Below are 11,255 nucleotides of genomic sequence, written 5' to 3'. Positions count from 1 at the left end.
TCAACCCTGCCCCTTTTTCAACATATATTTTTGAATGACCTGTTTCATATCGTCCAACCGAACCGGCTTGGCGATAAAATCATCCATGCCCGAGGATAAACAGCGCTGCATCGTTTCCTTGGAAACGTTCGCCGTCATGGCAATGATCACTGGATGCTTGTCCGTAACATTCGTTTTGATTTCTTGCACCGTCTCCCAGCCGTCCTTGAATGGGATTTGAAGATCAAGGAAAAGCAGGTCGTAGGACGTTTGTTCCAAAGCTGCCAGCACCTCTGGGCCGTTCTCCGCCATATCGGCGGAGAAACCGAGTGCTCCCAGCATTTGTTTCATCAGCCTCCGGCTTACGTTGTCGTCTTCTCCGACCAAGACGCGAATCGGAGCCGACGTGTGGCTGTCGGTCGCGATTCCCGTTATTACCGGCTTCCGATCCGACTTGTCCTGAGGCTGCGCGGGAGGATCTGTGCCCAAGAACGGCTTGACGGCAATCGTAAAGATAACCGTCGCGCCGGGCTCATTCGACGGTTCTACCCGAATCGTGCCGCCCATTAGTTCAACTAAGGATTTGCTGATCGATAATCCGAGTCCCGTGCCTCCGAACTTACGCGTGGTTGAGGCATCCAACTGGGAGAACGGCTGAAACAGTTCGTTTATCTTATCCGAAGGGATTCCGATCCCGGTATCTTTTATCATAAATTCGAGCGTTAGCGAATTCTCCGTCTCCGCCAGCAAGCTAACCATGATGTACACACTGCCTACATGCGTAAACTTTACGGCATTGCCCACCAGGTTATTTAACACCTGACGGAGGCGGTTCATATCTCCTTTTAAATAAGTCGGCAGCGACGGATCAACCACCACCACCATTTCCAGATTTCGTTCCCTGGTTTTGGCCGTAAACAAATTAATCGTTTCAATTAGGCACTGCTGAAGGGAGAACGGCTCCTCCGCCAATTCCATCTTTCCGTTCTCGATTTTGGAAAAGTCGAGAATATGATTGATGACAGAGAGCAGTGCGTTGCCGCTTGTGTGGATGATTTCCGCCATCTCGGTATATTCTTCCGGCAAATCGGAGGCAAGAAGCAGATCCGACATGCCAATGATCCCATTCAATGGAGTCCGAATTTCATGGCTCATCATGGCCAGAAATTCCGATTTCACGCGGGAAGCGATTTCCGCCGTTTCCTTGGCCTGGCTGAGCGCCTGATTGGTTTTCTCCATCTGCCACGTTTGTTTCTTCAACATTTCGCTTTGGATCTGAAGGGTTTTGTTCGCTTCATACATGCTGACGTAACCTTCGATTTTGGATTTGAAAATTTGCGGAACGAACGGTTTCGTCATATAATCCATAGCGCCGACGGAATAGCCGGCAAAGCTATGCTCCATTTTATTGCTCGCGGCCGTCATAAAGATAATTGGCACGTATTTGGTTTTCTCTCGGGTCCTGATCATGCTGGCCGTCTCGAGCCCGTCCATTCCCGGCATATGCACATCCATGACAATGACGGTAAATTCCTCTTCCAATAAACATCGCAAAGCTTCCATGCCGGAATATGCCCGAACCAGACGATAGGGTTCTCCGCTGAGAACCGCCTCAATGGCAACCAAGTTTTCCGGGTGATCGTCTACGATCAGGATGTTGACTGGAAAGTCCATGGCGCCCCTCACTTTCCAACACTTTTTTTGATTCCGTTTATATTTCTAAAATATAGGCTATATACCCATCATTCCTAATATTGAAACTCTTCTTTTGAAAAACTTTTTTTGATTCCGAATCCTTGGTTTTCGTGGTTTTTTATTTCAATTACGACCATCATGGGATCGCTAGATTCGGACTAAAGTGCACGTTAGCACAACGAGGCTGCCGTTTCATGCAGGCAGCCTCGATCTAGTGATTGTTAAGCTATAGTTTCCTATTAACTTGTTATATTCTTCTCTGCGTTGTCTGTCGGTCCAGTATTGCACCCTATGCTATTTACTTATGTTCTCCAGGTATTTCGAATCGTTTCTTCCAAGCCTGTTCTTATGTTGTAGGCCGGACGCCAATTGAGCAGTTGTAATGCCTTTCGGTTATCAAGGCAGCTATGCTTAACATCACCGGGATTTCCTGGCTTGTAAACCAATGGAATCGGCGCTCCGACAATTTCTTTAAATAAGTCTGCAAGCATGCGGATCGAAGTCGATTCACCCGTGCTGATATTAAACGTTTGCCCATCTCCCTTCTGCATGGCCGCCGCATTGGCGGAGACGATATCCCGAACATAGATGAAGTCCCGCGTCTGTAAACCGTCTCCATGTATAGATAAAAGCTCCGATCGCTGCAAGCGTGCCAGGAATACGGCCACAACTCCGCCTTCCCCTTTTGGCTGCTGCCCCGGACCATACACATTTCCGTATCTGAGAATCGTATAGGAAACTCCGAATAGCTGGCGATACATTTCCATATATTGCTCCGATGTCCGTTTGGAGAGTGCGTAAAATGAAACCGGTGAAACCGGATCAACCTCTGAAATCACTTTTTTCTCCAGTTGGCCATAAACACCGGAAGTAGAAGCAAATATAATTTTTCTAACATGACTTTGCCGGCACGCCTCTAGCATATGGATCGTCCCCATTATGTTGCTGTCCGCATCCAGGCTAGGGTTCTGAATCGATTTTTGCACGTCCGATTGCGCTGCAAGATGAAACAAATAGTCCGGCGCTATATGCCGTACGAGGTTAACGGAGTCCGGATCCGAAATATCTTGAATATGGAGAACGGCCGATGCGGGAACATTTCCATTCTCTCCAGTATGCAGATCCAAGATGTGTACCTCTGCATGCTCCCCGAGAAAATAGCGGACCAAATGAGAGCCGATAAATCCCAAACCACCCGTGACGAGTATTCTCATGAGTAACCCTTCTTCACCGTTTGGATATAAAGGGACCGAATTCGTCGTGAAACGTTATTGACGGAATATCGTTGAACGGTCATTTCGCGCCCCATAGTACCTAGTTCTTTCGCCCATTGCTGATTGGATAGAACCGTTCTGATATCGCGGGCAAGCTTAGCCGCGGTAACCGGATCTTTCCCTCCGTGATCCCCGAATTGGTTGTATAAAGACTCCTTCAGATTACTTGGGGTTACAATGCCAAAGTAACCCTTCACTCCTGCCGCAATGATCGTTTTCCCGCATGACATTGCCTCATTAGCAACGGTTCCGGTGGCGACAATGACGTCGGCAGCGCCATATAAATATTGAATTTGCCTTACTGCCGGCTTCACGATAATCGCCCGTCTCCCGATTCTGCGATTTGCCGTTTCAGCTTGCTTTATCAGGTGTTTCCGGTAAGCTCCAGGCCCGGCCAGTACGAATATACTTTTCTCTCGCTTTAGAGCAACAGCCTCACCGGCGGATATGACCTTGCGGGCGATGGGGTATTTATCCCGGTCAAAACGGCTAGCATAGGCCGTAACCTCCCATCCTCGGGGAATAGCAAGCTTCCTCCGGCATTGAGCACGAGATTGAGGACTGAAACGGACGGTGTCGATGCCAATCGGGATATGAACGACCTTCGAAGCGGGGATATTCAGGCTCCGCACCCAGGCCTGTAATCGCTGTGTTACAACAATAATTTTGCTTGCACTTTTAGCTGCTTCTAACAAAGGAGGAACGCCATGATAGCGTCCATGAACCGTAAGCACCGAAGTTACTTTAGATATACGGAGTAAGGTGGCTGTAAGACGGTAGCCTAGGGTATCGTGCGCATGAATCAGCTGATAGGACTTCGTCTTGATCGTCTTTGTCAACATCGATACCATTTCACTATGCTTCGCATTAGGAGGGAACAGATGGACCGGAATGTCATGCTTCAGGAATTCGGCCGTCAACGGACCGCTATGTGCTGCGATGCCGACATGAACTCCCAGTCCCTTCAATGCACGTGCCAGGTTGAGCACATAATACTCGGTCCCGCCTATATTCATTCGATTGAAGAGCATGAGAACGTTTATCGTAATCCTCCTCTGCTGGTGAATATCTAGCCATGATGATCTCAAAGATAAATTATTCTAAAGGGAAGTGCAGGGTTTATTGATTAGCCTATGAAACACTCACTGTCTATTCCTTTATTTTACGGTGTTTTCAATGAACAGCCCTATAAGTACTGCATAGATAGGATAAAATATCGATAAAACAAATAAACCCGCGTTTCCAATAGGAAAAGCGGGTCTATTTGTTTTCAATCCATAAGTTTATTGGGAATGAAGGGGACTGCTCTGTCATCTCAGCAATCGATCCCTAGGATGCTCCGAAAGGACCGAATCGAATAACTCGCGCACCGCGGGATGCGTGGATGCTGCAAGCTGGGATTTATCGCTGCACAGCTCCACAATCTGTCCTTTGTCCATTACAGCGAGTGAATCCGAAATCACATGGGCCGCCTTTATATCATGCGTAATAAAAAGATACGAAAGGCCAAGCGTCGCTTTCAGCTCACTCAGCAGACTCAGGATCAAAGCTTGATTCACCGTATCGAGGCTGCTGACAGCTTCGTCCAATACGATCAGCTTCGGCTTCAAGGCGATTGCCCGCGCGATATTAATACGCTGAAGCTGGCCGCCGCTGAATGTATGCGGGTATTTCCGCATATCGTCTGCCTTTAACCCGACTGCCTCGAGCAGTTCGCCAACCCGTCGTTTCCCTTCGTCTCGTGTGAGTTTCTCGTAATTATTCAGCGGCTCCGCGATGATCTGCTCAGCCGTCATTCGCGGATTGACCGAGGAATAACAATCTTGAAACACCACCTGCAAATCCCTGCGAAGCTGCCTTGTTGCTTGTGAATCTGCGTTGTACAGGTCGTGGCCCTGGAAGATAATCCTCCCCTGACGCGGCTGTTCCAAGCCAAGAATAACCTTGCCCAGTGTACTTTTGCCTGCTCCGCTCGTTCCGAGCAAACCTAGGCACTGACCGCGTTCAATCTCAAATGACACATGTGAAAGCACGGTCGTTAGGCCTCCTGACCCCCACAACCGTTTGGATGAACGGTACGCATGAGAGATCTCCTCAACCTGTAAAAGACTCATCCAATCCTCTCCTGTCTTCTTGATGCCAGCAGGACAAGCAGCAAGGCCGCTAGCCCGATCCCGATACAGCTCGAGAACATCACTCGATACGAATAGCTATCCGCGATGAAACTAAGAACCATTGTGCCGACAGACGTGCCGAAATCAGCAGCTGCAATAAACAGCCCCAGCCCCTTGCCCCGGGCACGTTCAGGCACGATAAACGTTACATGTGTCACCAGAGTCGGATACAGCATGGACAATGCGCAACCGCTGCAAATGGCAGCAAGCACCAGTAGAACCGGCGATCCCCCGAACCGAATCAGCGTTGCTGATACCGTCAGGAGCAGAATGAAGATTGCGATCATGCGAATCGGAAAATATCCGTTTGTCGGAATCTGCTTGCGTCCCATAAATCGCAGCGATACCAGAACAATCGTCTCGGTCAAGAAGAACAGACCCGCGTAAGGCATACTCTTCTGCTGCAAATAAAGAGGCAGAAAAGAAGCCACCGTACCGATGATTACGGAAGCAAGCAGCATGATCATCGAAGGATGCAGCAGCTTGGGATCGTCCCACGCTCTGTACGGCCTTTCACCCGCCGCCCCATCCGTTTCCGGTATAGCATTCATGATGCGTTCCGGAAGCTTGATGGTCATCCCGACAACCAGCGTCAGCAATGCAAGCGGGGTGAGCGCACCAAAGAGGTAGGACATCGGCACACGATCCGCAAAATAAATAACCAGAAAGGGCCCGTACGTATAAGGCAGCATGGAGGAGAGCGAGAAAAGCGACATTCCTTGCCCCCTGCTCTTCTCCGGCAGCGCCTCCACGATCATCAGATGAAGCACCATAGAGACGAACGAGAGAATGACTCCCTGCGCCATTCGCAGGGCAGCAAACACAGCTAATTCGTCGATCAGATAAAGTGAGATGACGGCTGTATGCAACAACAAAGCAGCGGTAAATACTCTTCTGGTTCCCAGTTTATCGACAATTTTTCCGGCTGCCGGCCGCAAAAACATTGAGGTAAACATGTACGCGCCCATAATCAGACCGATTTGAGACGGGCTCGCTCCAAGCTTGTGCGCGTGAAGCGGAAGAAGCACAAGAAGCGTATGGCTCGCCGTATAAAACAACAAGGAAACGATATAAATACGAATGGCATTCGTTCCAAAGGGACGATTCTCCGCCTCCACATGCAACTGCTTTTGTATCTGCTGACTCATGCGTGTACAAGCTCCGTTAATGGCTCAGGCACACTTGACTTCAAGTTTGGCCGTGCCTGTAGAAGCTGCTTCGTGTACTCATGCTTCGGATGATCGAACAGCGTATGCACATCCGACCTTTCGACAATCTGCCCCTGCTGCATAACGATCACATCATCAGCCAGTTCCGCAATAACGCCCAAATCATGAGAGATCAACAAAACCGCGGTGCCCTGGCTTTGGCGCAGCCGGTCCAGCTGTCTCAGAACCTGCAGTTGATTCGTTGCATCCAGCGCTGTCGTTGGCTCATCCGCGATGATAACCGCAGGCTTCAAGCACATGGAAATAGCGATCATCACACGCTGCAGCATCCCCCCGCTCAGTTGAAACGGGTATCGCCGCATCAATTCAGCCGGGTTCGGCAAGCGGACATCCTCCATCGAGGCAATGGCCAGTTCTGCCGCTTCTCTCCTGGTCATGCGGGAATGCGTTCGAATCGTCTCGACAAATTGGGAGCCAATCGTAGCTACAGGCGAGAACGCATTCATCGGATTTTGCATAATAAGCCCAATTTCTTTCCCGCGAATAGATTGCATGGCATTAGGCTTCATGCCAATCAATTCGTTTCCATTCAGTCGAATACTTCCCTCCATGCTCGTTTGTTTCCGATCAAGAAGCTGAAGCAGCGCAAGACTTGTCACTGTCTTTCCGCTGCCGCTCTCGCCTACAAGGCCAAGCACACGGCCAGGCTGCAGTTCGAAACTGATTCCATGGACGAGAGAAGCGGTGCCATCTGGCGTTTTCGCTTGCACCTTCAGTCCGTTTACTTCCAATACAGGCCCCGATTGCACCATTAAAGCTCTCCGTCCTTCCCAAAACGCTTCTTGACGCCAAGCCGTTCCGACAACGCTTCACCAAGTAGATTAAACATGACAACAACAAGCAAAATGAGAAGCCCCGGGTACATCATAAGTTCCGGGTTACTCCGAATATAAGCTTTTCCTTCATGAATCATAGAGCCCCACTCAGGCGATGGAGGCTGTATGCCAAGCCCCAGAAAGGAAAGTGCCGCGATATCCATAATAGCCCAGCCGATCTCCAGCGTCCCCATGACAACAATCGGCGGAAGCACGTTCGGAATGATATGCCTCCGAATGATATTCCACTGTGAGGATCCGCTGATCCGTGCTGCGGCAATAAAGTTTCGCTCCTTCAAGCTGATCACTAACCCCCGGAACATACGGGCATAATATACCCACTGCACGAGCACCATTGCCAGCACGACCTGCGCAAGGCCCGGACCGAACACGCCGACCAAACCAAGCACGAGCACGAGTGTCGGGAAAGCCATGACACCTTCGCAAAACCGCATGAGCACATAATCCATCCATCCGCCAATATACCCCGACAAGGTTCCGATAAGCAGCCCGATCCCGAGCGATGAAATGAAAATGAGCGAAGCAAAGCCTAGCGAAACACGCGCTCCGTATAACAGACGAGATAGCGTACAGCGCCCCAAATGGTCTGTGCCCAGCGGATATTCCCATGAAGGCGGATTTAGCTTAAGAGCCAGGTTCACCTGTATGGGATCATGCGGCGCGATCCAGGGCGCTAGAACCGTAAGCAGAAACAGCACGAACAAAGCAACTGAGCAGGCGATTGCGATTTGGGGGCTTCTGATGCTGGCTCGTAAGGTCGCAATCATCGCTGAGCCCTCCCTTCCCTGGAAATTCGAGGATCGAGCACCATTTGCAGAAGATCTACGATCAAGTTGCAGACGATGAACAAAATGGCCGAGAGGAGCACATAGCATTGTATAACCGGTATATCCCGGTTAAAGATAGCTTCAATAAAATACCTCCCGAAGCCCGGCCAGGAGAACACTTCCTCTACGATGATCGTACCGCCGAGCAACTTGCCCATGTTCATCCCGAGTCCTGTCAACATGGGAGAAATCGCAATTCTCAGCACATGCTTGCCCAGAATGACCCGCTCTTTCATTCCTCTAGTTCTCGCATACAACACATAGGGCTCCTCCAATTGCTCCAGGACAGTCGTTCGCAGCAGACGGGAATAAATAGCGATCAACCCCATTGCCAGCGTTAACGAAGGCAGTACTAAATGCATCCACGTGCCTGCACCCTGGACAGGCAGAAGATCCAGCTTGACGGAGAAAAAGAAAACGAGCAAATACCCCAGCCAGAACTGAGGTATCGATGCTCCAAAAAAAGCAATAAGCCTGCTCATATGGTCGACAATGCCGTTCTTGTACATAGCCGAAAAGAAACCGATTGGAACGCTAATGATTACGGCTAAAACAATGCTGCCGAACGCCAGTTTAAGCGTGGCAGGGATACGCATGGCTATTTCATCCCAGACCGGCTCATTCGTAAGATAAGATGTGCCGAACTCAAGTCGGCACATCTTCATCAGGAATTGGGCGTATTGAACGGGAAGCGGCTGGTCCAAGCCGAACTCATGTCTTTTCTGCTCGAGAATCTCGTCGGTCGGATGAATATGTGCCGCTACCAGATAGGCTTCGGCCGGATCGACCGGCGAGAGATGGACTAAGATAAACGCCAGCAGCGTGGCAAAGAAAAAGAGTGGTATGACGGCAAGCAGCCGTTTTCCAATAAAGCTGCCCATGAATGGCCTCCCTGGCGATTACTCGTTAATCTGCAGACTAGAGAATGCATTGGCATCCCGATTTGCCGGGAATTCAACGCCGCCCAGTTTTTTGTTGGCAACGACCATTTTCTTCACATAGGAGATCGGAACGATTGCTGCCTGCTCTTGAAGTGTCGTCAAAATGGAACCGTACAGCTCTTCGCGCTTCTTCTCGTCCGTCGAGCCGAGCGCATCATGAATTTGCTGGTCGAGCTGTGCCTTCATCGGCAGTTTAGCCAGAGCTTCCGCAATGCCAAAGCCCTTCTCAGCCGTAATCTGGATAAAGGAGTGCGGATCATATGGCGAACCATAGTTGCTGAAGAAGTTTAGGTCAAAGTCATTTGCACGGAACCGTTTAATTTGCTCGGTCAGATCAAGACCGGTAATGTTCAGCTTAATGCCGATTGCGGCCCATTCAGCCTGCAGCGTCTCGGCCATCGGCTTTTGAATTTGCTCGGCTTTCTCATAGATCAGCTCAAGTTCAAGCGGTTTGCCATCCTTCTCACGAACCGTTTTGCCCTCGGGCAGCTTCCAGCCCGCTTCATCCAGATAGGACTTGGCTTTCTCTATGTCGTAAGGAATAGGTGTAACGGTAATATTCGTATAAGGCAGGTTAGTGGACAACAAATTATCGGCCTTCTCTTCGAATCCCGACGTTACCCCGTCGACCATCGCCTGTTTGTTAAAGCCCGCCTGCAGCGCAAGACGCACGTTCAAGTCTGCTAATGCTGCATTAGCCGTATTCAGTATCAGCTGTCTCGTAGCAACAGGTTCGGAAAGTTTGGTCTCATATTCGCCGGACGCCTCAAGCTGCTTATATGCATCCAAGCTAATGATCCCTTCACCATAAATCAGGTCGAGCTCGCCTTTTTCGAAAGCCAGTACGCGCGTATCGCCGTCTGGAATGATCTTGATGACGATTTTGTCGACCTTCGGCTGCTCGCCCCAATAGTTCGGGTTACGGGTGAATGTCGCATACTCGTCCGTTTTATAATCGCTCAACATCCATGGACCTGTACCGATCGAGGCTTTCACGCCTTTCGATGTGTCACCGTCATCTGGGAATCCGGCCTCTCCAAGGAAGCGGACAGGTCGTACGACTGACAATTCCTGGATCGTCGGATAGTAGGCTTCTTTCAAATTCATTTTAAATGTATATTCGTCCACTGCTTCGGTCTTCTCAAGAAGAGCGATAAAGCCGAGCCAGCTATGATTGTCAACATTCTTCATGATCGCATCAAAGTTCTTCTTAACGATCGTTGCGTTAAAAGCAGAACCATCGGAGAACTTTACGCCTTCCCGGATTTTAAATGTATATTCCTTACCGTCCTCGGAAATCGTCCAAGACTCGGCCAATGCAGGCTCCAGCTTGCCGCCTTCTTCGTAATCGACCAAAGGCTCGAAGATCATCGATTGTCCAATGAGCTGCGACGGATTGTACACATGCGGATTCATGGGCCCGATATCACGCGGCCAAGATAGGGTAACGACTTTCTCTGCTGACGTTTCGTTTGCCTCAGCATTTTTTTGCTCCGGCGCATTGCCCCCGTTGGAACAGCCTGCAAGGGCGGTGGACAAGAGCAGCATGATTGCCGCTGCCAGTAGAACCATTGGTTTTCTCTTTCCTGCAACCATTTCTAAGATGACCCCTCTCATTCTCTCTATTCTCTCAAAATGATAATCATTATCAATTTAGTAAGAATGATAACCTTTATCATGTAGGCATGTCAATAACAATTTCCCCCATGATTCTGCATATATAAGCAACTCGTGCTTTCCGTTCGTAATGGTCGACGATGCTGCACCTCATTGTTTTAGGCTTTAGCCGTTACCTGACAAACATGAATCATCATAGACTAACTCAGTACCTAACTCATTAGGAATGGGAGCAAAAAATGAAAATTCCAGTTAACGGATTTGTAATGGGATCTTCCGAAGATGACGATAACCATCATTCGCATAAGCTATATATAACGTCTTGGAATGGAACACCCGTCCATGTTCATGCCTTTTCCGGTCAAACCTCCATTGATGACGGACATTCCCATCAATATATGAGTTGGACCGCTCCTGCTCCTACCGGAGTGCCACATGTGCATGGATATCAAACTGTTACTTCACAGAATCAAGGCCATACCCACCTTATTCAGGGAACGACCGGCCCGGCCATCGCTCTTCCCGGCGGTGGGCACTATCACTTATTTGAAGGATATACCACTATTAACGGCACTCATCCTCATTCACATGCTTATCAAGGAAGAACAGGAAATGAAGTTAGCAATATGTAAAAGCGTTGGCCTAAAAAAGAAAGGTGCTCACATGAGCACCTTTTTTTCATT

The 11,255-nt window shown here is 49.5% G+C and carries 10 protein-coding genes; 1 reads left to right on the top strand and 9 read right to left on the bottom strand.

Going from position 1 to position 11,255, the window contains the following annotated elements; translation table 11 throughout:
* From MRBLPE1_RS11635 to nikA, 9 genes are all read right to left on the bottom strand, one after another.
* On the bottom strand, positions 1–1,653 hold the full coding sequence (locus MRBLPE1_RS11635; RefSeq protein ID WP_364145432.1) for a response regulator: 1,653 nt from the start codon (positions 1,651–1,653) through the stop codon (positions 1–3).
* A gap of 323 nt (positions 1,654–1,976) precedes the next feature.
* On the bottom strand, positions 1,977–2,888 hold the full coding sequence (locus MRBLPE1_RS11630; protein WP_364145431.1) for a GDP-mannose 4,6-dehydratase: 912 nt from the start codon (positions 2,886–2,888) through the stop codon (positions 1,977–1,979).
* Complete coding sequence (locus MRBLPE1_RS11625; RefSeq protein WP_364145429.1) at positions 2,885–4,036, bottom strand: glycosyltransferase family 4 protein; 1,152 nt, start codon at positions 4,034–4,036, stop codon at positions 2,885–2,887. Before MRBLPE1_RS11625 ends, MRBLPE1_RS11630 begins: the two co-directional genes overlap by 4 nt.
* Positions 4,037–4,258: 222 nt before the next feature.
* A complete protein-coding gene (gene nikE, locus MRBLPE1_RS11620) occupies positions 4,259–5,062 on the bottom strand; it encodes a nickel import ATP-binding protein NikE (RefSeq protein ID WP_364145427.1) in 804 nt (267 codons plus the stop codon).
* Complete coding sequence (gene cntE, locus MRBLPE1_RS11615) at positions 5,059–6,270, bottom strand: staphylopine family metallophore export MFS transporter CntE (RefSeq protein ID WP_364145426.1); 1,212 nt, start codon at positions 6,268–6,270, stop codon at positions 5,059–5,061. The genes nikE and cntE overlap by 4 nt, the downstream gene beginning before the upstream one ends.
* A complete protein-coding gene (locus MRBLPE1_RS11610; RefSeq protein WP_364145425.1) occupies positions 6,267–7,103 on the bottom strand; it encodes an ABC transporter ATP-binding protein in 837 nt (278 codons plus the stop codon). The genes cntE and MRBLPE1_RS11610 overlap by 4 nt, the downstream gene beginning before the upstream one ends.
* Positions 7,103–7,954 (bottom strand): nickel ABC transporter permease subunit NikC, encoded by an 852-nt coding sequence (nikC, locus tag MRBLPE1_RS11605; protein ID WP_364145424.1) that lies wholly within the window; start codon positions 7,952–7,954, stop codon positions 7,103–7,105. The genes MRBLPE1_RS11610 and nikC overlap by 1 nt, the downstream gene beginning before the upstream one ends.
* Positions 7,951–8,895: a nickel ABC transporter permease subunit NikB gene (gene nikB / locus MRBLPE1_RS11600; RefSeq protein WP_364145423.1), complete on the bottom strand. Its 945-nt coding sequence runs from the start codon at positions 8,893–8,895 to the stop codon at positions 7,951–7,953. The genes nikC and nikB overlap by 4 nt, the downstream gene beginning before the upstream one ends.
* Positions 8,896–8,913: 18 nt before the next feature.
* Positions 8,914–10,551 carry a nickel ABC transporter substrate-binding protein gene (gene nikA / locus MRBLPE1_RS11595; RefSeq protein WP_364145421.1) on the bottom strand — a complete coding sequence of 546 codons (1,638 nt, stop codon included), beginning with the start codon at positions 10,549–10,551 and terminating at the stop codon, positions 8,914–8,916.
* A 260-nt stretch (positions 10,552–10,811) separates the two neighbouring features.
* Between nikA and MRBLPE1_RS11590 the strand changes: the two genes are divergently transcribed.
* Positions 10,812–11,204: a YmaF family protein gene (locus tag MRBLPE1_RS11590; protein WP_364145419.1), complete on the top strand. Its 393-nt coding sequence runs from the start codon at positions 10,812–10,814 to the stop codon at positions 11,202–11,204.
* Positions 11,205–11,255 lie beyond the last annotated feature (51 nt).

It is taken from the genome of Paenibacillus sp. LPE1-1-1.1, assembly GCF_040676435.1.
Lineage (GTDB): Bacteria > Bacillota > Bacilli > Paenibacillales > Paenibacillaceae > Pristimantibacillus.
Note: the sequence above shows the minus strand (reverse complement) of the source record. Positions and strands in the feature narration are given on the sequence as shown.